The sequence below is a fragment of the Pseudomonas sp. ADPe genome, assembly GCF_014843515.1.
In the GTDB taxonomy this organism is placed as follows: Bacteria; Pseudomonadota; Gammaproteobacteria; order Pseudomonadales; family Pseudomonadaceae; genus Pseudomonas; species Pseudomonas citronellolis.
This window is the reverse complement of record NZ_CP062122.1, coordinates 3,273,981-3,296,392: the sequence shown is the minus strand read 5'-3', so window position 1 is coordinate 3,296,392 and position 22,412 is coordinate 3,273,981. Positions and strand designations below refer to the sequence as shown.

General features: G+C 64.7%; 17 protein-coding genes. 15 read left to right on the top strand and 2 right to left on the bottom strand.

The window, feature by feature from the left end:
- Nucleotides 1–218: 218 nt before the first annotated feature.
- The 11 genes from rfbB to IG194_RS14965 all read left to right on the top strand — a co-directional run bounded on the left by rfbB (nt 219) and on the right by IG194_RS14965 (nt 14,535).
- Nucleotides 219–1,277 (top strand): dTDP-glucose 4,6-dehydratase, encoded by a 1,059-nt coding sequence (gene rfbB / locus IG194_RS15015; RefSeq protein ID WP_058488096.1) that lies wholly within the window; start codon nt 219–221, stop codon nt 1,275–1,277.
- Complete coding sequence (rfbD, locus tag IG194_RS15010; protein ID WP_058488095.1) at nt 1,274–2,182, top strand: dTDP-4-dehydrorhamnose reductase; 909 nt, start codon at nt 1,274–1,276, stop codon at nt 2,180–2,182. Before rfbB ends, rfbD begins: the two co-directional genes overlap by 4 nt.
- Entirely contained in the window at nt 2,179–3,060 is an 882-nt protein-coding gene (gene rfbA / locus IG194_RS15005; RefSeq protein ID WP_058488094.1) for a glucose-1-phosphate thymidylyltransferase RfbA, read from the top strand. Before rfbD ends, rfbA begins: the two co-directional genes overlap by 4 nt.
- A complete protein-coding gene (gene rfbC, locus IG194_RS15000; protein ID WP_058488093.1) occupies nt 3,060–3,605 on the top strand; it encodes a dTDP-4-dehydrorhamnose 3,5-epimerase in 546 nt (181 codons plus the stop codon). The genes rfbA and rfbC overlap by 1 nt, the downstream gene beginning before the upstream one ends.
- A 107-nt stretch (nt 3,606–3,712) precedes the next feature.
- Complete coding sequence (locus tag IG194_RS14995; RefSeq protein ID WP_192353653.1) at nt 3,713–5,524, top strand: sensor histidine kinase; 1,812 nt, start codon at nt 3,713–3,715, stop codon at nt 5,522–5,524.
- The gene (locus IG194_RS14990; RefSeq protein ID WP_058488092.1) at nt 5,521–6,912 is read left to right on the top strand and encodes a sigma-54-dependent transcriptional regulator; all 1,392 of its coding nucleotides are present in this window, start codon (nt 5,521–5,523) and stop codon (nt 6,910–6,912) included. Before IG194_RS14995 ends, IG194_RS14990 begins: the two co-directional genes overlap by 4 nt.
- Nucleotides 6,913–7,502: 590 nt before the next feature.
- Nucleotides 7,503–8,951, top strand: a complete 1,449-nt coding sequence (gene arcD, locus IG194_RS14985; protein WP_081884577.1) for an arginine-ornithine antiporter — start codon at nt 7,503–7,505, stop codon at nt 8,949–8,951.
- A 17-nt stretch (nt 8,952–8,968) separates the two neighbouring features.
- The gene (gene arcA / locus IG194_RS14980; protein ID WP_009613904.1) at nt 8,969–10,225 is read left to right on the top strand and encodes an arginine deiminase; all 1,257 of its coding nucleotides are present in this window, start codon (nt 8,969–8,971) and stop codon (nt 10,223–10,225) included.
- Nucleotides 10,226–10,333: 108 nt separating this feature from the next.
- Nucleotides 10,334–11,344 carry an ornithine carbamoyltransferase gene (locus IG194_RS14975; protein WP_009613905.1) on the top strand — a complete coding sequence of 337 codons (1,011 nt, stop codon included), beginning with the start codon at nt 10,334–10,336 and terminating at the stop codon, nt 11,342–11,344.
- A 69-nt stretch (nt 11,345–11,413) separates the two neighbouring features.
- Nucleotides 11,414–12,346 carry a carbamate kinase gene (arcC, locus tag IG194_RS14970; protein WP_043317525.1) on the top strand — a complete coding sequence of 311 codons (933 nt, stop codon included), beginning with the start codon at nt 11,414–11,416 and terminating at the stop codon, nt 12,344–12,346.
- A gap of 284 nt (nt 12,347–12,630) precedes the next feature.
- Nucleotides 12,631–14,535, top strand: coding sequence for a beta-ketoacyl synthase (locus IG194_RS14965; protein WP_058488091.1), 1,905 nt, complete (start codon nt 12,631–12,633; stop codon nt 14,533–14,535).
- Between the two features lie 349 nt (nt 14,536–14,884).
- Here IG194_RS14965 and IG194_RS14960 read toward each other — a convergent pair whose 3' ends face one another.
- Nucleotides 14,885–15,709, bottom strand: a complete 825-nt coding sequence (locus tag IG194_RS14960) for an HDOD domain-containing protein (protein ID WP_116425215.1) — start codon at nt 15,707–15,709, stop codon at nt 14,885–14,887.
- A gap of 243 nt (nt 15,710–15,952) precedes the next feature.
- Between IG194_RS14960 and IG194_RS14955 the strand changes: the two genes are divergently transcribed.
- Together IG194_RS14955 and ilvD are read left to right on the top strand one after the other, a co-directional pair.
- The gene (locus tag IG194_RS14955) at nt 15,953–17,149 is read left to right on the top strand and encodes a class I SAM-dependent rRNA methyltransferase (RefSeq protein WP_058488089.1); all 1,197 of its coding nucleotides are present in this window, start codon (nt 15,953–15,955) and stop codon (nt 17,147–17,149) included.
- 388 nt (nt 17,150–17,537) lie between these two features.
- Nucleotides 17,538–19,376: a dihydroxy-acid dehydratase gene (gene ilvD, locus IG194_RS14950; RefSeq protein WP_058488088.1), complete on the top strand. Its 1,839-nt coding sequence runs from the start codon at nt 17,538–17,540 to the stop codon at nt 19,374–19,376.
- Nucleotides 19,377–19,545: 169 nt separating this feature from the next.
- On the opposite strand, the gene IG194_RS14945 is transcribed toward ilvD, so the two are convergent.
- A complete protein-coding gene (locus tag IG194_RS14945; protein ID WP_082996415.1) occupies nt 19,546–20,088 on the bottom strand; it encodes a pilin in 543 nt (180 codons plus the stop codon).
- A gap of 299 nt (nt 20,089–20,387) precedes the next feature.
- Between IG194_RS14945 and IG194_RS14940 the strand changes: the two genes are divergently transcribed.
- Complete coding sequence (locus IG194_RS14940) at nt 20,388–21,776, top strand: nucleobase:cation symporter-2 family protein (protein ID WP_058488087.1); 1,389 nt, start codon at nt 20,388–20,390, stop codon at nt 21,774–21,776.
- Nucleotides 21,777–21,825: 49 nt separating this feature from the next.
- On the top strand, nt 21,826–22,293 hold the full coding sequence (locus IG194_RS14935; RefSeq protein ID WP_141679878.1) for a metallophosphoesterase family protein: 468 nt from the start codon (nt 21,826–21,828) through the stop codon (nt 22,291–22,293).
- Nucleotides 22,294–22,412: the final 119 nt, after the last annotated feature.

The following is a 22,412-nucleotide window of genomic DNA, read 5'->3' as shown; positions in this document are numbered from 1 at the left end:
GAGCTCGGCAGGGCAGCAGTCATCTACCCTCTTAACAGCCCGGCCAGCCCTCCCATCTGCTCTGAATAGGGCAATGAAGTATCTAGCAGATCACTGGGGGAAACTCATGCACTCTATTCCGCCCGTCGATAGCAACTGTGTCCTAAGCACTTCCGCTCCCTTGTCAGCTATCGAGAGCCCCCAGGTTTTCTCCAAATTCACAGAGGGTTCAGCACACCATGACGATCCTAGTAACCGGCAGCGCCGGCTTCATCGGCGCCAACTTCGTTCTCGACTGGCTGGCAGGCAATGACGAAAAGGTCATCAGCCTCGACAAGCTGACCTACGCCGGCAACCGCCAGAACCTGGCCAGCCTGGACGGCGACGAGCGGCACGTATTCGTGCACGGCGACATCGGCGATGGCGAACTGGTCTCCCGCCTGCTGGCCGAGCACCAACCCCGCGCCATACTGAACTTCGCCGCCGAATCTCACGTCGACCGCTCCATCCACGGCCCGGAAGACTTCATCCAGACCAATATCGTCGGCACCTTCCGCCTGCTGGAAGCGGTGCGCGCCTACTGGAACGGCCTTGGCGACGAGCCCAAAGCCGCCTTCCGCTTCCTCCACGTCTCCACCGACGAGGTCTACGGCTCGCTGGGCCCGAACGATCCGGCCTTCCGCGAAAGCAACAAGTACGAGCCGAACAGCCCCTATTCGGCCTCCAAGGCCGCGTCCGACCACCTGGTCCGCGCCTACCACCACACCTACGGGCTACCGGTGCTGACCACCAACTGCTCGAACAACTACGGCCCCTATCACTTCCCCGAGAAGCTGATCCCGCTGGTCATCCACAACGCCCTGGCCGGCAAGCCGCTGCCGATCTACGGCGACGGCCAGCAGGTCCGCGACTGGCTGTACGTAAAGGACCACTGCGCCGCCATCCGCCGCGTGCTGGAAGCCGGCCAACTGGGCGAGACCTATAACGTCGGCGGCTGGAACGAGAAAGCCAATATCGACGTGGTCCATACCCTGTGCGACATCCTCGACCAGGAGCAGCCGCGGGCCGACGGACGGAGCTACCGCGAGCAGATCACCTTCGTCAAAGATCGCCCCGGTCATGATCGCCGCTACGCCATCGACGCCACCCGCCTCGAACGCGAGCTGGGCTGGAAGCCGGCGGAAACCTTCGAGACCGGCATCCGCAAGACCGTGCGCTGGTACCTGGACAACCAGGCCTGGGTGAACAATGTCACCAGCGGCGCATACCGCGAATGGGTAGGTAAGCAGTACGCATGAACAAGATTCTTCTACTCGGCGCCAACGGCCAGGTCGGCTGGGAACTCCAGCGCGCCCTCGCCCCCCTGGCGCAACTGGTGGTCTGTGACCGGCAACGGGCCGACCTGAGCGACCTCGCGGGGCTGGCCCGGCTGGTCGCCGAAGAACGTCCCGACGTGATCGTCAACGCCGGCGCCTACACCGCGGTGGACAAGGCCGAAAGCGACATCGACGCCGCCCGCCGGATCAATGCAGAGGCAGTCGCGACTCTGGCCCAGGCTGCGCGGGAAGTCGATGCCTGGCTGGTGCACTACTCCACCGACTACGTCTTCGACGGCAGCGGCGACACGCCCTTCGAGGAAGACGCCGCCACCGGCCCCCTGGGCGTCTATGGCCAGACCAAGCTGGAAGGCGAGCTCGCCATCCGCGAGAGCGGCTGCCGCCACCTGATCTTCCGCACCAGCTGGGTCCATGCCGCGCGCGGGGCGAACTTCGCCAAGACCATGCTGCGCCTGGCCAAGGAGCGCGACGAACTGCGCGTCATCGCCGACCAGGTGGGCGCACCGACCAGCGCCGAACTGATCGCCGACGTCACCGCCCTGGCGCTGCAGCGCCTGGCCCATGATGCCGGCCTGCGCGAACGCGTCAGCGGTACCTATCATCTGGTGGCCAGCGGCGAGACCAGTTGGCACCGCTATGCCCAATTCGTCATCGGCGAAGCCATCCGCCTGGGCGCCGGCCTGCGCGCCACGCCAGAACGCATCGCCCCCATCGCCACCAGCGAATATCCGCTGCCGGCGAAACGCCCGGCCAACTCGCGCCTGGCCAACGACAAGCTGCAACGCACCTTCGGCCTGGTACTGCCCACCTGGGAGTACCATGTCCAACGCATGATCCGGGAACTGGTAGACCAGGGAGCAATATGAAACGCAAAGGCATCATCCTCGCCGGGGGTTCCGGCACCCGCCTGCATCCGGCGACCCTGGCCATCTCCAAGCAGTTGCTGCCGGTCTACGACAAGCCGATGATCTACTACCCGCTCAGCACCCTGATGCTGGCGGGCATCCGCGACATCCTGATCATCTCCACCCCGCAGGACACCCCGCGCTTCGAGCAACTGCTCGGCGACGGCAGCCAGTGGGGCCTGAACCTGCAATACGCCGTGCAACCCTCTCCGGATGGCCTGGCCCAGGCGTTCCTGATCGGCGAGGAGTTCATCGGCAACGACCTCTGCGCCCTGGTGCTGGGCGACAACATCTACCACGGCCACGACTTCCAGGAACTGCTGGTCAGCGCCATGCAGCGCACCTCCGGCGCCAGCGTGTTCGCCTACCACGTGCATGATCCGGAACGTTACGGCGTGGTTGAGTTCAATGCCGACGGCAAGGCCATCAGCCTCGAGGAAAAGCCGGTCAAACCGAAGTCCAGCTACGCGGTGACCGGCCTGTACTTCTACGACAACCAGGTGATCGACATCGCCAAGAACATCAAGCCCTCCGCCCGTGGCGAACTGGAGATCACCGACGTCAACAAGGCCTACCTGGAAGCCGGCAAGCTTTCCGTGGAGATCATGGGCCGCGGCTACGCCTGGCTGGACACCGGCACCCACGACTCGCTGCTGGAAGCCAGCCACTTCATCGCCACCCTGGAAAACCGCCAGGGCCTGAAGGTCGCCTGCCCGGAAGAGATCGCCTTCCGCCAGAAGTGGATCAACGCCGAGCAGCTCGAAGCCCTGGCCGCCCCGCTGGTCAAGAGCGGCTATGGCCAGTACCTGAAACGCCTGCTTGTGAATACCGTATTCTGATGAAGATCACCCGACTTGCCATTCCCGACGTTGTACTGATCGAGCCGAAGGTCTTCGGCGACGATCGTGGTTTCTTCTTCGAAAGCTTCAACCAGCGCAAATTCGAGGAAGCGATCAACCGCTCGGCGCCCTTCGTTCAGGACAACCACTCCCGCTCGCTCAAGGGCGTACTGCGCGGCCTCCACTATCAGATTCAAAACCCTCAGGGAAAGCTGGTTCGTGTCGTGGATGGCGAAGTATTCGACGTCGCCGTCGACCTGCGTCGATCATCGAAGACCTTTGGGAAATGGGTTGGTGCGCTACTGAGCGCGGAGAACAAGCATCAGTTGTGGGTACCCGAAGGTTTTGCCCATGGCTTCCAAGTGCTCTCCGAACAGGCCGAGTTCCTCTACAAGACAACGGATTACTGGGCACCAGAGCATGAGCGCTGTATAGCCTGGGACGACACGGACCTGGCAATTGAATGGCCGCTGTCGCAAGAGCCCACGCTCTCCGACAAGGACCGCCAGGGGCAGCGCCTCTCTGAAGCTGATGTATTCGACTAGCAGCGGCGAAATGCCTTGTCGAGCCGATTACCGGTGCTCCGGCCGCAGGGGAACTGCTGCCGGTCAAGCCTCAAGGGTGTAGCATTCATGGCGGACGTTTCCGAGCGATGACCGTCACCTTGAATCACTACCTATCCCGTTGGCGCACGCTAGCGATAGTGGCCGGTCTGTTCTCCCTGCTCCTCTGGCCCCTCCACCACCTCGCCGAACGCTACTACAGCGAACAACTCGCCGAGCAGAACCAGCAGACACTAGACCTCTACGTCGGCAACCTGCTCGGCACGCTGCGGCGCTATGAGGACCTGCCGCCGGTTCTGAGCGAGTTGCCTACGCTTCGCGCCACACTGCAGTACACTGACAACATCCAGACCCGTGACGCAGCCAACGCGAGACTGGCGGACATCCGCCAACGCACCGGCGCCGACGTCATCTACCTGATGCGCCCCGACGGGCAGACCCAGGCCGCCTCCAACTGGGACCAGCCGGACAGCTTCGTCGGCCGCAACTTCGCCTTCCGCCCCTACTACAAGGAGGCGATCCAGGGTAAACCGGCGCGCTTCTTCGGCCTGGGCACCACTTCCAACCGCCGTGGCTACTATTTCGCCAGCGAAGTGCGAGATGGCCCCCGGCTGCTGGGCGTGCTGGTGGTCAAGCTGGACCTGGAACACATGGAACAGCTCTGGGGCAATACCCCGGAGCAACTGCTGGTCACCGACAGCAATGGCGTGGTCATCCTTTCCTCCAACAGCGCCTGGCGTTTCCATGCCAGCCGTCCGCTGTCGCCAGCCAAGCGGCGTGAGATCGCCGAGAACATTCCCTATCCGGTGCTCGATCCCAAGCCGCTGCGAATCGATGAGAAACGCTGGATCAGCCTCAGCCGCGAACTTCCGGAAACCGGCTGGACGGTGAGCATCTATACGCCGAAGGCGCAGATCGACAGGCCAGTACGCAGCGTGCTGCTGATAGGCGGCGTAACCCTCATGACCCTGCTGCTGTTGCTCGCCCTGCTGAGCATCAGCCGCCGTCACTATCTCGAGCGCATCGCCCTGGAGGCCCAGGCCAAGCGCCAGCTGGAGATGCGCGTACTGGAGCGTACCCAGGAACTGGAAGATGCCAACGCCCGTCTGCAGCAGGAGGTACACGACCGCCAGCAGGCTCAACGCGAGTTGATGCACGCCCAGGACGAAGTGGTCCAGGCCGGCAAACTGACTGCCCTGGGCACTATGTCGGCGAGCATCAGCCACGAGCTCAACCAACCGCTCGCCGCCATCCGCAGCTACGCCGACAACGCCCGGGTGCTGCTCGACCACCAGCGCCTCGACGACGCCCGCGGCAATCTCGATCAGATCAGCTCACTGACCGAGCGCATGGCCTCGATCATCGCCCATCTCAAGGCCTATGCCCGCGGTGCGCGGCGTGCGCCGGAGAACGTAGCCCTGCAACCGGCGATCAACGATGCCCTGGCCCTGGTGGCCAGCCGGCGCCAGGCAATGAACGTCGAGTTGCAGCGTGACCTGCCCGACGCGCCGATCTGGGTGCAGGCCGGGGAAACGCGCCTGCGGCAGATTCTCGCCAACCTGCTCTCCAACGCGCTCGACGCCCTCAGCGAGAAGGCCCCGCCGCGGCGCCTCTGGCTCACGGCCGAGCAGAAGCCGGACGGCATCGTCCTATACCTGCGCGACAACGGCCCGGGATTCTCGGAACAAGCCCTGGCCCACGCCCGCGAACCCTTCTTCACCACCAAGACCAGCGCCAAGGGCCTGGGCCTTGGCCTGGCCATCTGCGACACCCTGCTACGCGCCCTCGGCGGCCGCCTGGAACTGGGCAATCACCCCGAGGGCGGCGCTCTCGTACAATTGCACCTGTTGCCGGGAGTCCCCGGCGTGATGCCGACGCCCCAGGAGGAAACCCGCGCATGAGCAGTGCCGCATTCGCCGCCGATACCCAGGTCCTGCTGATCGACGATGACCCGCACCTGCGCCAGGCACTGGGCCAGACACTAGACCTCGCCGGCTTCCGCGCCACCAGCCTGGGCGATGCCCGGGAACTGGACGCCAGCCTCGCGCGCGACTGGCCGGGCGTGGTGGTGAGCGATATCCGCATGCCTGGCGTCGACGGCCTGCAGTTGCTGGAACAGTTGCATGCCCAGGACCCGGAGTTGCCGGTGATCCTGATCACCGGGCACGGCGATGTGCCCCTGGCGGTCAAGGCCATGCGCGCCGGCGCCTATGACTTCCTCGAGAAGCCCTTCCCCAGCGACGCCCTGCTCGACAGCGTGCGCCGTGCCCTGGAGGTGCGTCGCCTGGTGCTGGAGAACCGCAGCCTGCGCATGGCCCTGGCCGAGCGCAAGGAACTGAAGGGGCGCCTGGTCGGCCAGTCGGCCGGCATGCAGCGCCTGCAGGAGCAGGTGGCGGCCTTGTCTGGCCTGCAGGCTGACGTGCTGATCCTCGGCGAGACCGGCTCCGGCAAGGAAGTGGTGGCCCGTGCGCTGCACGACCTGTCCAACCGACGCAACGGCCCCTTCGTCGCCATCAACGCCGGTGCCCTGGCCGAGTCGGTGGTGGAAAGCGAGCTGTTCGGCCACGAGCAGGGCGCCTTCACCGGTGCGCAGAAGCGCCGCATCGGCAAGTTCGAGTTCGCCAACGGCGGCACCCTGTTCCTCGACGAGATCGAGAGCATGAGCCTGGACGTGCAGGTCAAGCTGCTGCGCCTGCTGCAGGAACGGGTGGTCGAGCGGCTGGGTTCGAACCAGCTGATCCCGCTGGACATCCGCATCATCGCCGCGACCAAAGAAGACCTGCGCCTGGCCGCCGACGACGGACGTTTCCGCGCCGACCTCTATTACCGACTGAACGTCGCCAGCCTGCGTATTCCGCCGCTGCGCGAGCGCGGCGAAGACATCCTGCTGCTGTTCCAGCACTTCTCCGAGCTCGCCGCGCAACGCCATGGCATCCCTTCGCGCAGCCTCGCCAGCGCGCAGCGCGCACAACTGCTGGGCCACAGCTGGCCGGGCAATGTACGCGAGTTGCAGAACGTCGCCGAGCGCTTTGCCCTGGGCCTGGACCTCGGCCTCGACGAACAGGCCATGCAGGTGCCGGCGGCAATTTCCGGCAACTCCCTGAACGAGCAGGTGGAAGCCTTCGAGCGCGCCCTGATCGCCGCGGAGATGGCCAACCAGCACGCCTCGCTACGCAGCCTGGCCGAGGCCCTGGGCATCCCGCGCAAGACCTTGCATGACAAGCTGCGCAAACATGGGCTGCTGTTCAGTGGCACTGGCGGGAATCCCGCCGAAGAAGCCGACGCATAAGCGGAATCTTGCCGACGCCGGCCCTACCCGCCCGCTGAACCCCAGGCCACATGGGCGCTCCAGCGCACCTCGCGTATGGCACGGAGCTTGCGATACGCCACCCCGGTGCCTTGCGCATCCTTCTCGCCCCGGCCCCGCGTCGTGGCGCCCGCCAGGCCACAAGCCCGGCGGTGTCCCTTCGGCCACCCGGCCCTGCGCCCCTCCGCACGGTGGGCGCGCCGCCTGTGCAGCGACCCTGTATGGGCACCCCCTTATAGAAAGCAGCCCGGCCATGCCGGGCTTTTTTCTGCCTCTCTGAAGCCTGCAACAAGTTCTGACAGATTTTTCCGATTCATGCCCCGACGCGGGAATCCATTCACGCAATCAATAGAAAGCCTGACGGTCACCGAAACGCCATCCGGATTTCACATGAATCCCCTCTAAATCAGGCGATATCGGCAAACCTCTCCTATCGTTCCTATTCATGCGGCCCGGCACCGCTGCGCAGTTGGAAACATTTGTTAGCAGGCTATTGATTTAGGTCAGGGGGGTTCCCTGACAGTCGGCGCCTAATGACTACACTCTCCAACTCCTATAGGGAGATTCCGAAAATGTCGCAAGAAAGCAGCCAAAAACTACGACTTGGGGCACTTACCGCTCTGGTCGTCGGTTCCATGGTCGGCGGGGGGATCTTCTCTCTCCCGCAAAACATGGCCGCCAGTGCAGACGTCGGCGCCATTCTCATCGGTTGGGCCATCACCGCGGTCGGCATGCTGACCCTGGCCTTCGTCTTCCAGACCCTCGCCAACCGCAAGCCCAACCTCGACGGCGGTGTGTATGCCTACGCCAAGGCCGGTTTCGGTGACTACATGGGCTTCTCCTCGGCCTGGGGTTACTGGATCAGCGCCTGGCTGGGCAACGTCGGCTACTTCATGCTGCTGTTCAGCACCCTGGGTTACTTCTTCCCGGTCTTCGGCAAGGGCGACACCCTCCCCGCGATCATCGCGGCGTCGGTGCTGCTGTGGGCCCTGCACTTCCTGGTGCTGCGCGGGATCAAGGAAGCGGCGTTCATCAACACCATCACCACCATCGCCAAGATAGTGCCGCTGTTCCTGTTCATCCTGATCTGCCTGTTCGCCTTCAAGCTGGACATCTTCACCTCCGACATCTGGGGCAAGAGCAATCCCGAGCTGGGCAGCGTGATGAACCAGGTGCGCAACATGATGCTGGTCACCGTGTGGGTGTTCATCGGCATCGAGGGCGCGAGCATCTTCTCCTCCCGCGCGGAAAAACGCGCCGACGTCGGCAAGGCCACGGTCATTGGCTTCATCACCGTGCTGTTGCTGCTGGTGCTGGTGAACGTGCTGTCCATGGGCGTGATGACCCAGCCGGAACTGGCCAAGCTGCAGAACCCGTCGATGGCGCTGGTGCTGGAGCACGTGGTCGGTCACTGGGGAGCGATACTCATCAGCGTCGGCCTGCTGATCTCCCTGCTCGGTGCCCTGCTGTCCTGGGTGCTGCTGTGCGCCGAGATCATGTTCGCCGCGGCCAAGGACCACACCATGCCGGAGTTCCTGCGCAAGGAGAACGCCAACCAGGTGCCGGCCAACGCCCTGTGGCTGACCAACATCTGCGTGCAGGTCTTCCTGGTCATCGTCTTCTTCACCTCGGGCGACCCGAGCGGCATGGACCCGTACACCAAGATGCTGCTGCTGGCCACCTCGATGATCCTCATCCCGTACTTCTGGTCCGCGGCCTACGGCCTGCTGCTGGCGGTGCGCGGCGAGACCTACGAGAACGATGCGGGCGAGCGCAACAAGGACCTGATCATCGCGGGCATCTCGGTGATCTACGCCGTCTGGCTGATCTACGCCGGCGGCCTGAAATACCTGCTGCTGTCGGCGCTGCTGTACGCACCAGGCGTCATCCTCTTCGCGAAAGCGAAACGTGAAGTCGGCCAACCGATCTTCACCAACGTCGAGAAGCTCATCTTCGCAGGTGTCGTGATCGGCGCGCTGATCGCGGCGTATGGCCTCTACGACGGCTTCCTCACTCTGTGACATCACTGGAGACACTCATGAGCACGGAAAAAACCAAACTTGGCGTCCACTCCGAAGCTGGCAAATTGCGCAAAGTGATGGTCTGCTCGCCCGGTCTTGCCCACCAACGCCTGACCCCTAGCAACTGCGACGAGTTGCTGTTCGACGACGTAATCTGGGTAAACCAGGCCAAGCGCGACCACTTCGATTTCGTCACCAAGATGCGCGAGCGCGGCGTCGACGTCCTGGAAATGCACAACCTGCTGACCGAGACCGTCCAGAACCCCGAAGCGCTGAAATGGATCCTCGATCGCAAGATCACCGCCGATAGCGTCGGCCTGGGCCTGACCCACGAACTGCGCGCCTGGCTGGAAGGCCTCGAGCCGCGACGACTGGCCGAATTCCTCATCGGTGGCGTGACCGCCGACGACATCCCGGAAAGCGAAGGCTCCAAGCCGCTGAAGATGTTCCGCGACTACCTGGGCCACTCCAGCTTCCTGCTGCCGCCGCTGCCCAACACCCAGTTCACCCGCGACACCACCTGCTGGATCTACGGCGGCGTGACGCTGAACCCGATGTACTGGCCGGCGCGTCGCCAGGAAACCCTGCTGACCACCGCCATCTACAAGTTCCACCCGGAATTCACCAACGCCGAATTCGAAATCTGGTACGGCGACCCGGACAAGGACCACGGCTCCTCCACCCTCGAAGGCGGCGACGTCATGCCCATCGGCAACGGCGTGGTGCTGATCGGCATGGGCGAGCGGACTTCCCGCCAGGCCATCGGCCAGGTCGCCCAGTCGCTGTTCGCCAAGGGCGCGGTCGAGAAAGTCATAGTCGCCGGCCTGCCGAAGTCCCGCGCGGCCATGCACCTGGACACCGTGTTCAGCTTCTGCGACCGCGACCTGGTCACCGTCTTCCCGGAAGTGGTCAAGGAAATCGTCGCCTTCACCCTGCGCCCGGACGAGAAGAGCCCCTACGGCATCAACGTGCAGCGCGAGGAGAAGGACTTCATCAGCGTGGTCGCCGAGGCCCTGGGCCTGAAGAAACTGCGCATCGTCGAGACCGGCGGCAACAGCTTCGCCGCCGAGCGCGAGCAGTGGGACGACGGTAACAACGTGGTCTGCGTCGAGCCCGGCGTGGTCATCGGCTACGACCGCAACACCTACACCAACACGCTGCTGCGCAAGGCCGGCGTGGAAGTCATCACCATCAGCGCCGGCGAGCTCGGCCGCGGCCGTGGCGGCGGCCACTGCATGACCTGCCCGATCATCCGCGACCCGATCGACTACTGATCGCCACAGCCCACCCTACTCAATGCGGCGGCCCCGGCCAGGGCCGCCCGCCCCGCCAGCCACAAGCTGTACTGACGAGGCCGATCCCATCCCACAAGGAGAAAGAACATGGCTTTCAACATGCACAACCGCAACCTGCTCAGCCTGATGCACCACAGCACCCGCGAGTTGCGCTACCTGCTCGACCTGTCCCGCGACCTCAAGCGCGCCAAGTACACCGGCACCGAGCAGCAACACCTCAAGGGCAACAACATCGCCCTGATCTTCGAGAAGACCTCCACCCGCACCCGTTGCGCCTTCGAGGTCGCCGCCTATGACCAGGGCGCCAACGTCACCTACATCGACCCCAACTCCTCGCAGATCGGCCACAAGGAGAGCATGAAGGACACCGCCCGCGTGCTCGGCCGCATGTACGACGCCATCGAGTACCGTGGCTTCAAGCAGGAGATCGTCGAGGAACTGGCGCAGTACGCCGGCGTACCGGTGTTCAACGGCCTGACCGACGAGTACCACCCGACGCAGATGCTGGCCGACGTGCTGACCATGCGCGAGCACAGCGACAAGCCGCTGCACGACATCGCCTACGCCTACCTGGGCGACGCCCGCAACAACATGGGCAACTCCCTGCTGCTGATCGGCGCCAAGCTCGGCATGGACGTGCGCATCGCCGCGCCGAAAGCGCTGTGGCCGAGCGACGAACACGTCGCCGCCTGCAAGAAATTCGCCGAGGAAAGCGGCGCCCGCATCACCCTCACCGAAGACCCAAAGGAAGCCGTCAAGGGCGTGGACTTCATCCACACCGACGTCTGGGTTTCCATGGGCGAGCCGGTGGAAGCCTGGGGCGAGCGCATCAAGGAACTGCTGCCCTACCAGGTCAACCTGGACATCATGAAAGCCGCCGGCAACCCGCGCGTGAAGTTCATGCACTGCCTGCCGGCCTTCCACAACAGCGAAACCAAGGTCGGCCAGCAGATCGCCGCCCAGTACCCGAACCTGAAGAACGGCATCGAAGTCACCGAAGACGTCTTCGAATCCCCGTACAACATCGCCTTCGAGCAAGCGGAGAACCGCATGCACACCATCAAGGCGATCCTCGTTTCGACCCTCGCCGACATGTGATCGACGGATGCGCATCCCGGGCCCGGTTTGCCGGCCCGGGGGCGTTTTCAGCTTCAGGAGGAAATGACTATGCGTATCGTCGTCGCATTGGGCGGCAACGCCCTGCTGCGTCGTGGCGAACCCATGACTGCGGCCAACCAGCGTGAAAATGTAAGGATCGCCGCCGAACAGATCGCCAAAGTGGCACCTGGCAACGAGCTGGTGATCGCCCACGGCAACGGCCCGCAAGTGGGCCTGCTGGCCCTGCAGGGCGCCGCCTACGACAAGGTCACGCCGTACCCGCTGGACGTCCTCGGTGCCGAGACCGAGGGCATGATCGGCTACATGATCGAACAGGAAATGGGCAACCTGCTGCCCTTCGAAGTGCCCTTCGCCACCATCCTCACCCAGGTCGAGGTGGACGCCAAGGACCCGGCCTTCCAGCACCCGACCAAGCCGATCGGCCCGGTCTACGCCAAGGAAGAAGCCGAAGCCCTGGCCAAGGAAAAGGGCTGGAGCATCGCCCCGGACGGCGACAAGTTCCGCCGCGTGGTGGCCAGCCCGCGGCCCAAGCGCATCTTCGAGATCCGCCCGGTGAAATGGCTGCTGGAGAAAGGCACCATCGTCATCTGCGCCGGCGGCGGCGGCATCCCGACCATGTACGACGAGTCCGGCAAGAAACTCTCCGGCGTCGAGGCGGTGATCGACAAGGACCTGTGCTCCTCGCTGCTGGCCCAGGAACTGGATGCCGACATCCTGATCATCGCCACCGACGTGGACGCAGCCTACATCGACTGGGGCAAGCCGACGCAGAAGGCCATCGCCCAGGCCCACCCGGACGAACTCGAACGCCTCGGCTTCGCCGCCGGCTCCATGGGCCCGAAAGTCCAGGCCGCCGCCGAATTCGCCCGCGCCACCGGCAAGGACGCGGTGATCGGCTCGCTGGAAAACATCGTGGCCATCACCCAGGGCAAGTCCGGCACCCGCGTCAGTACCAAAAAACCCGGCATCGAGTACCGCTGAGTCCGTTCTGCAACCCCGCCCGGGAGCCACGCTGGCTCCCGGCGTCTTCGCGCATCCGCTCCACCCCCTCCTTCCTGGCAAGTTCGTCGCCTTTCGCCGTCAATCCCTGGCCAAAAGCGTGACTCGGCAGTCATCATCCTCGTCAGCATAAGCATTCCAATCACAGAGCTGCCGCCGGGCTTGTGCCCCCGATCCGTGATGTCGCCTCCCTGCGCCTCGCGTGCACCCTGGTCGCGCCATCCGGTCCTGCACAGGACGGGCCTATATGAAGGAGTTTGCGAGAGATGTCTCGACTACCGGTCATCGTTGGTTTTGGTGGGTATAACGCCGCGGGTCGCAGTTCCTTCCACCATGCGTTCCGTCGCACCGTCCTGGAGTCCCTGGACGAGCAGGCCCGCCAGCAGACCCTCGCCGGCCTGGCCGTGATGATGAAGCTGGTGAAGTTCGAGGACGGCCACTACCTGGATGCCGCCGACGGCGCGCGCCTGGACCTGGCCGCCATCGAGCGGCGGCATGCCGCGCAGATCCTCGGCTCCACCCTGATCCGCCGCATCGAGAAGCAGTACTTCGACGTCGATGCCGCGCACTGGCACAAGAACCTCACCCTGGAAGCCGACGGCGCCCAGCCGCTGAGCTTCACCACTGCGCGCAAGCAGCTGCCCGAGCCGCTGCCGGCCAACTGGTCGGTGGAGGAACTGGCCGACAACCAGGTCCGCGTGACCCTGCACGACAGCGTCGAGGTCAAGGTCGACAGCTACCGCGAGATGCCGGTGAAGTCCGCCGGCCAACTGCCCACCGGCTTCGAGCCGGGCGAGCTGTACGCCTCGCGCTTCCACCCGCGCGGCCTGCAGATGGCCGTGGTCGGCGCCACCGACGCGATCCGCTCGGTGGGCATCGACTGGCAGCGCATCGTCGACCGCGTGCAGCCCGACGAAATCGCCGTGTTCTCCAGCAGCATCATGAGCCAGCTCGACGACAACGGCTTCGGCGGCCTGCTGCAGTCGCGCCTGAAGGGCCACCGCGTCAGCGCCAAGCAGCTGCCGCTGGGCTTCAACAGCATGCCCACCGACTTCATCAACGCCTACGTGCTGGGCAGCGTCGGCCTCACCGGCAGCGTCACCGGCGCCTGCGCCACCTTCCTCTACAACCTGCAGAAAGGCATCGAGGCCATCACCTCCGGCCAGGCGCGGGTGGTCGTGGTGGGCAACAGCGAAGCGCCGATCACCTCGGAAATCGTCGAGGGCTACGCGGCCATGAGCGCCCTGGCCACCGAGGAAGGCCTGCGCAACATCGAGGGCCGCCCGGACGTGGACTTCCGCCGCGCCAGCCGCCCGTTCGGCGAGAACTGCGGCTTCACCCTGGCCGAATCCAGCCAGTACGTGGTGCTGATGGACGACGCCCTGGCCCTGGAGCTGGGCGCCGACATCCACGGCGCGGTGACCGACGTCTTCATCAACGCCGACGGCTTCAAGAAATCCATCTCCGCCCCCGGCCCAGGCAACTACCTGACCATGGCCAAGGCCGTGGCCGCCGCCATGCAGATCGTCGGCGAGGAAGGCGTGCGCCGCCACAGCTTCGTCCACGCCCACGGCTCCAGCACCCCGGCCAACCGCGTCACCGAGTCGGAAATCCTCGACCGCGTGGCCAAGGCCTTCGGCATCGCCGACTGGCCGGTGGCCGCGGTCAAGGCCTTCGTCGGCCACTCCCTGGCCACCGCCAGCGCCGACCAGCTGGTCTCCGCCCTGGGCACCTTCAAGTACGGCCTGCTGCCGGGCATCAAGACCGTCGAGACCTTCGCCGCCGACGTGCACAAGGATCGCATCGCGCTGTCCAACAAGGACCGCCGCCGCAACGACCTGGACGTCTGCTTCATCAACTCCAAGGGCTTCGGCGGCAACAACGCCACCGGCGTGCTGCTCTCCCCGCGCCTGGCTGAGAAGATGCTGCGCAAGCGCCACGGCGCCGCCGCCTTCGACGCCTACCAGGCGCGCCGCGAACAGACCCGCGCCGCCGCCCAGCGCTACGAGGAACAGGCGCTCAAGGGCCAGTTCGACATCATCTACAACTTCGGCAACGACATGATCGACGACCGCGACATCCGCATCGGCGCCGAAGAAATGAGCGTGCCGGGCTTCGCCCAGCCGCTGGTGTACAAGAAGGACGAGCGCTTCAGCGACATGCTCGACTAAAGCGCCGCGTTCATGAAAAAGCCGGGCAGATGCCCGGCTTTTTCATTGTGCTGTCCCGCGCCTTGGCGCACTTCGGTCGGCTCTCTTGCACCTGTAGGAGCGCGCCCTGCGCGCGAATCGCGGGCAGGGCCCGCTCCTACGTTGTTTTCTGGGCTCCCGGGGGTATGAGGATGGTGCCTGGCTTCGACGCCGCTCAGGACAGCCCCCTCTCCCGCTTGCGGGAGAGGGTTGGGGAGAGGGCGCTCTTAAAGGGCATCGGTATTTCCGCCAACGGCGTATAACCGCGAACGGTTATACGCCCTACGTTGCGGGGAAGCACGATGATAGGAACGGACTCCGTCCGCGATCCCTAGTAGCTCCCCTGCCCCACGCCCAGCTCGAGGATGCTCGACTTCAGGTTCTCGAAGTCGTACTCGGTCAGCCCCACGTAATCCAGCACCAGGGCGCGGATGCTTTCCCACTCGTGATCCTCCGGCTGGTTGCCGAGGATGCGGTGCGAGCCGCAGATGTGCTCGGCCATCTTGAGGATCGCCAGCAGGTTCTTCAGCTGGGTGTTGCGGCTGCTTTCCTCGCTGAACACTGTGAGCGCGTTGTGGTGGTTGGCGATGGCCTCGCAGACGTGCTCCGGCAGGCGCCAGGAGCGCGCGGTGAAGTAGCCGACCACGGCGTGGTTGGTGTTCAGCACGCGGTTCTCGGTGTCCACCACGCGGCGCTCGTCGCTGGCGCTGGCATAGGCCTCCTCCAGTACCGCCATGTAGTGCGGGAAGCGCTTGAGCATCAGCGGGATGCCGCAATTGTGGAACAGCCCCAGGGCGTAGGCCTCGTCCACCGACTCGTAGCCGATGCGCTTGGCCAGGGTCAGGCAGCTCATGGCCACGTCCTGGGCGGTGTCCCAGAAGCGGTTGAGGGTGACGATGGTGTCGTCGCTCATCTCGCCCTTGATCGACTGGGCGTTGATCAGGTTGATCACCGAGCGGCTGCCCAGCAGGTTGACCGCGCGCTGGATCGAGGTGATGCGGTTGGCCAGGCCGAAGAACGGCGAGTTGACCAGCTTGAGCAACGCGCCGGACAACCCGGGGTCCTGGCTGATGAGCTTGGCGATGGCCTTCAGGTCGGGGTTGGGCATGACCTGTTCCATCTGCAGGTCGACCATGATCTGCGGTTGCGGCGGCACGCTGATGCCCTGCAGGGTCTGGCGGATCTGTTCGGCGGAGAGTTCTTGGACCATGGGGACGGTCTGGAAAAGTTGACGGGGCGCACAGTTTACCCAGACAGACGACTTCTGGAACTGCCGATTTAGACAGAACCGTATCGGCTGCCGCGGCGCGAACTTTATGCCTGCTCGTCACGCCCGCGCGGCATCGGCAACCCCGGCGGCCAGCGGTTATAATCTCGCTCTTTTTCCCGGAGCACCGCCATGACCCTGCCCAGCTTGCGTCTGAAAGCCAACGCCGAGCGCCGCCTGCGCGCCGGCCACCTGTGGGTCTACAGCAACGAGGTGGATGTCCAGGCCACGCCGCTGAACGCCTTCGCCGCCGGCGACCAGGCGATCCTCGAGATGGCCAATGGCAAGCCGCTGGGCGTGGTGGCGCTGAGCCCGAACAACCTGATCTGCGCACGCCTGGTTTCCCGCGACACCAAGCACGTTCTCGACAAATCGCTGCTGGTACACCGCCTCAACGTCGCCCTGAGCCTGCGCGAGCGCCTCTTCGACAAGCCCTTCTACCGCCTGGTCTACGGTGACGCCGACCTGCTCCCCGGCCTGGTGGTGGACCGCTTCGGCGACGTGCTGGTGGTGCAGCTCGCCTCGGCGACCATGGAGAAGCACCGCGACGACGTGCTCGCCGCCCTGCTGCAGGTGCTCAAGCCCAGCGCCGTGCTGTGGAAGAACGACTCCAGCGCGCGCGATGCCGAGGGCCTGGAGCGCTACGTGGAGAACGCCTACGGCGAAGTGCCCGAGTGGGTCGCCCTGGAAGAGAACGGCGTGCGCTTCGAGGCCCCGGTGCTGGCCGGGCAGAAGACCGGCTGGTTCTACGACCACCGCATGAACCGCGCGCGCCTGGCGCCCTACGTGAAAGGCAAGCGCGTGCTCGACCTGTTCAGCTACATCGGCGGCTGGGGTATCCAGGCCGCGGCCTTCGGCGCCAGCGACGTGATGTGCGTGGACGCCTCCGGCTTCGCCCTCGACGGCGTGGAGCGTAATGCCACCCTCAACGGCCTGTCCGACAAGGTCGCCTGCGTGGAAGGCGACGTGTTCGACGCCCTGCGCGAACTCAAGGCCGCCGACGAGCGCTTCGACGTGGTCATCGCCGACCCGCCGGCCTTCATCAAGCGCAAGAAGGACCTGAAGAACGGCGAGGCCGCCTACCGCCGCCTCAACGAACAGGCCATGCGCCTGCTCTCCAAGGACGGCATCCTGGTCAGCGCCTCCTGCTCCATGCACCTGCCCGAGGACGACCTGCAGAACATCCTGCTCGGCAGCGCCCGCCACCTGGACCGCAACCTCCAGCTGCTGGAACGCGGCGGCCAGGGCCCGGACCACCCGGTACACCCGGCCATCGCCGAGACCCGCTATATCAAGAGTCTGACGGTGCGGTTGTTGCCCAATAGCTGATAGCTTCAAAGCTGGAAGCTGGAAGCTGGAAGCTGGAAGCTGGAAGCTGGAAGCTGGAAGCTGGAAGCTGGAAGCTGGAAGCTGGAAGCTGGAAGCTGGAAAAGTATTCCGGGCGCCGCCCTTTCTTCAAGCTTCCAGCTTCAGGCTTCCAGCTGCCCCCACCCGCCGACCATCAGCCTTTCCCTGGCGGCGGCGGCCGGCGTAGAATCCTGCACATCCCTCGCCAACATCCCCCGGCGGGCCCGTGAGCCCCGGCCGCGCGGGCGGTGACCCCGCCCCGACTTGCAGCCCCCTCCGAGCATGCAGCTCCATCTGCCGTTTGCATGTGCCTCGAACGACGCTCACGATAAGACTCTTACCGATGCCTGATTAGCCGCAGGAACTCGTCATGCCCGATTACCGCTCGAAAACCTCCACCCACGGCCGCAACATGGCCGGCGCCCGCGCCCTCTGGCGCGCCACCGGGATGAAGGACGAAGACTTCAAGAAACCGATCATCGCCATCGCCAACTCCTTCACCCAGTTCGTGCCCGGCCACGTGCACCTGAAGGACCTGGGCCAGCTGGTCGCCCGCGAGATCGAGAAGGCAGGGGGCGTGGCCAAGGAATTCAACACCATAGCCGTCGACGACGGCATCGCCATGGGCCACGACGGCATGCTCTATTCCCTGCCGAGCCGCGAGATCATCGCCGACTCCGTGGAATACATGGTCAACGCTCACTGCGCCGACGCCATCGTCTGCATCTCCAACTGCGACAAGATCACCCCCGGCATGCTGATGGCCACCCTGCGCCTGAACATCCCGGTGGTGTTCGTCTCCGGCGGCCCGATGGAAGCCGGCAAGACCAAGCTGGCCAGCCACGGCCTGGACCTGGTCGACGCCATGGTGGTCGCGGCGGACGATTCCTGCTCCGACGAGAAGGTCGCCGAATACGAGCGCAGCGCCTGCCCCACCTGCGGCTCCTGCTCCGGCATGTTCACCGCCAACTCGATGAACTGCCTGACCGAGGCCCTGGGCCTGTCGCTGCCGGGCAACGGCTCGACCCTGGCCACCCACGCCGACCGCGAGCAGCTGTTCCTGCGCGCCGGCCGTCTGGCCGTGGAACTCTGCCAGCGCTACTACGGCGAAGGCGACGAGTCCGTGCTGCCGCGCAACGTCGCCAGCTTCAAGGCCTTCGAGAACGCCATGACCCTGGACATCGCCATGGGCGGCTCGACCAACACCATCCTGCACCTGCTGGCCGCAGCGCAGGAGGCGGAGATCGCCTTCGACCTGCGCGACATCGATCGCCTGTCGCGCAAGGTGCCGCAGCTGTGCAAGGTGGCGCCGAACATCCAGAAGTACCACATGGAAGACGTGCACCGCGCCGGCGGCATCTTCTCCATCCTCGGCGAGCTGGCCCGCGGCGGCCTGCTGCACACCGACGTACCGACCGTGCACAGCCCGAGCATGGCCGACGCCATCGCCCAGTGGGACATCACCCAGACCCGCGACGAAGCCGTCCACACCTTCTTCAAGGCGGGCCCCGCCGGCATCCCCACCCAGACCGCATTCAGCCAGAACACCCGTTGGCCGAGCCTGGACGACGACCGCGCCGAAGGCTGCATCCGCAGCGTCGAGCACGCCTACTCCGCCGAAGGCGGCCTGGCCGTGCTGTACGGCAACATCGCCCTCGACGGCTGCGTGGTGAAGACCGCCGGCGTGGACGAGTCGATCCACGTGTTCGAAGGCAGCGCGAAGATCTTCGAAAGCCAGGACGCCGCGGTGAAGGGCATCCTCGCCGACGAGGTGAAGCCGGGCGACATCGTGATCATCCGCTACGAAGGCCCGAAAGGCGGCCCGGGCATGCAGGAAATGCTCTACCCCACCAGCTACCTGAAGTCCAAGGGCCTGGGCAAGCAATGCGCCCTGCTCACCGATGGCCGCTTCTCCGGCGGCACCTCGGGCCTGTCCATCGGCCACGCCTCGCCGGAAGCCGCCGCAGGCGGCGCCATCGGCCTGGTCAAGGATGGCGACAAGGTGCTGATCGACATCCCCAACCGCAGCATCAACCTGCTGGTCAGCGACGAAGAACTGGCCGCCCGCCGCATCGAGCAGGACAAGAAGGGCTGGAAGCCGGCGCAGCCGCGTGCCCGCCGCGTCAGTACTGCGCTGAAGGCTTATGCGTTGCTGGCTACCAGTGCCGACAAGGGGGCTGTCCGAAATAAAGCTCTACTGGAGGGGTAAGCAGTTAGCTGTAGAGAAAAACTCCCGACGTCAACAAAGCCCGGTATGATTACCGGGCTTTGTTTTATTAGGAATAAAACCACGTGAATGCTCACACCGCATCCAAACAGCAACAATTCTCAGAAACCTAGCACATATAAATCCTCGCCAGCCAATAGCTCAAACTAACCTAAAGCCTGCAATTAGCAGGAACAAAACTATTATTGGCAACGTCATTTACAGCACAGCCCCAAACTATGGGTAAATTTGGATTCAAAGTGCCAGCCGGAATACCTGCAGTAATGGCACCCGTTCCAGGCGTAAGTGTCAAGGTCAAGGGGCTTTGCGGGACAGGGATAGCCCCAGTATAGGTAATGGTTATGGCACCATCTCCAGCAGTCGCGGCGCCAGCGCTTACAGCCGCAATCGCTATGCTTGCAACATCACGCGTAGCGGCGAACTGAAACCCAGTATTCACAGTGTTAGCTGCGGCGGCACTTGGTGTACCGGTGCCAGTATACGCATTGACCGCCAAACCGGCATTGGCTGCATATGTTTCGCTCAGAGCAACTTTCGCTGCCGTGGCCAAATTCAACCCCTCGGTAACACGTGCTCGTATGGTGTAGTTCTGGTACTGCGGAATCGCAATGGCGGCCAAGATACCGATGATAGCCACAACGATCATTAGCTCAATAAGGGTGAAACCTTTCTGTGTAGTATGTCGCCTTTTCATTTCAGTCTCCATGATCATGAATTTAGTCCGCCCAAAGAACCATGGGCGAAGTTAATTAAATGACTCATGAATGGGACCGATATGTAGTCCACTTCTTCAAGGCAAAGCAGAAATTTCTGCTGACTTCGATATATCTGGACAACACCCAAAACAAGTGACCAATAACGGCAGATAATGCCCTCAAAATTGATACTTCCTGACAGTTAGTGTCACCTCCCAAAGAAAAATCCCTGCCCTATGGCACTGTCCGATCCCGCCCCCACCCCGTAAAATCTCGCTCTTTTTCCCGGACTGCCGCCATGAGCTCCCTCGAGAACCCCGTCACCGCCGACAAGGCCCAGCGCGACCTGGTCTACGGCCTGGAAGACCGTCCCGCCCTGCCCGTCGCGCTGCTCGCCGCGCTGCAGCACCTGCTGGCGATCATCGTGCCGATCGTCACCCCCGGCCTGCTGATCTGCCAGGCGCTGGGCGTTTCCGCCCGCGACACCAACCTGATCGTGTCCATGTCGCTGGTCATCTCCGGCATCGCCACCTTCGTCCAGTGCAAGCGCTTCGGGCCGTTCGGCGCCGGGCTGCTGATCGTCCAGGGCACCAGCTTCAACTTCGTCGGCCCGCTGATCGCCGGCGGGGCGCTGATGGTCAAGCAGGGCACGCCGGTAGAACAGGTGATGGCGGCCATCTTCGGCGTGGTCATGGCCGGCTCCTTCGTGGAGATGGGCGTGTCGCGCATCCTGCCGTTCGTGAAGCGACTGATCACCCCGCTGGTGACCGGCATCGTGGTGCTGATGATCGGCCTCACCCTGATCAAGGTCGGCCTGATCAGCATGGGCGGCGGATTCAGCGCCATGGGCAACGGCACCTTCGCCAACGGCGAGAACCTGCTGCTGTCGGGCAGCGTGCTGGCGATCATCGTGGTGCTCAACCGCATCCCGGTGGTGTGGATGCGCAGCGGCGCCATCGTCATCGCGCTGGCCGTGGGCTACGCGCTGGCCGGCTACCTGGGCCGCCTGGACTTCAGCGGCATGCACCAGGCCGCGCTGTTCCAGGTGCCGACGCCGCTGCACTTCGGCCTGAGCTTCTCCTGGGCGCTGTTCATCCCCATGCTGGTGATCTACCTGGTCACCTCGCTGGAGGCCATCGGCGACGTCACCGCCACCAGCCAGGTGTCGAAGCAGCCGGTGGAAGGCCCACTGTGGATGCAGCGGATCAAGGGCGGGGTGCTGGTGAATGGCGCCAACTCGCTGCTGGCGGGCATCTTCAACACCTTCCCCAGCTCGGTGTTCGCGCAGAACAACGGGGTGATCCAGCTGACCGGCGTGGCCAGCCGCCACATCGGCCTGTGGATCGCCGCCATGCTGGTGGTGCTGGGCCTGTTCCCCAGCGTCGCCGGGGTGATCCAGGCGGTGCCCGAGCCGGTGCTCGGCGGCGCGGCCATGGTGATGTTCGGCGCGGTGGCCGCCTCGGGCATCAACATCCTCGCGGGCACCCACCTCGACCGCCGCGCCCTGCTGATCATCGCGGTCAGCCTGGCCCTCGGCCTGGGCGTGTCGCAGGTGCCGGAGTTCCTCGCGCACATGCCGGCGGCGCTGCGCAATGTGCTGGAATCCGGCGTCGCCACCGGCGGCATCTGCGCCCTGCTGCTGAACTGGTTCCTGCCGGAAACGCCGGCGGACAGGGCCCAACACTGAGCCAGCCACGACGCCACCCTCGGGTGGCGTCGTCGTTTATGCTGGAGGCATGAGCACTTCCCTGCGCGTCGGCGTGATCGCCGACACCCACAACCTGCTGCGCCCCGAAGCCCTGGAAGCCCTGCGCGGCTGCCAGCGCCTGCTGCACCTGGGCGACATCGGCAAGCCGGCGATCCTCGATGCGCTGCGCCAACTGGCGCCGCTGGACGTGGTGCGCGGCAACAACGACACCGAAGCCTGGGCCGAAGCCATTCCCGAAACCCTGGGTCTGGAACTGGGCGGGCTGCGCCTGTACCTGATCCACGACCTCAAGCAACTGGCCATCGATCCACGGGCCGAAGGCTTCGACGTGGTGCTGGCCGGGCATTCGCACAAGCCGCTGCAGGAAGTGCGCGACGGGGTGCTCTACCTCAACCCCGGCAGCGCCGGGCCGCGGCGCTTCAAGCTGCCGATCTCGCTGGCGATCCTGAGCATCGTGGGCGGACAGGCTTCGGTGGAAATGATCGCGCTCGACTGAACGTAGGGCGAATAACCGTTCGCGGTTATCCGCCGCCTGACCTTGGCCGCCGGCCCGCTCGCTGTTGGGCTTGGCGCTGGCCGGGTATGCGCCAGGGCTCGGCCAAGACGCGGCGGCAA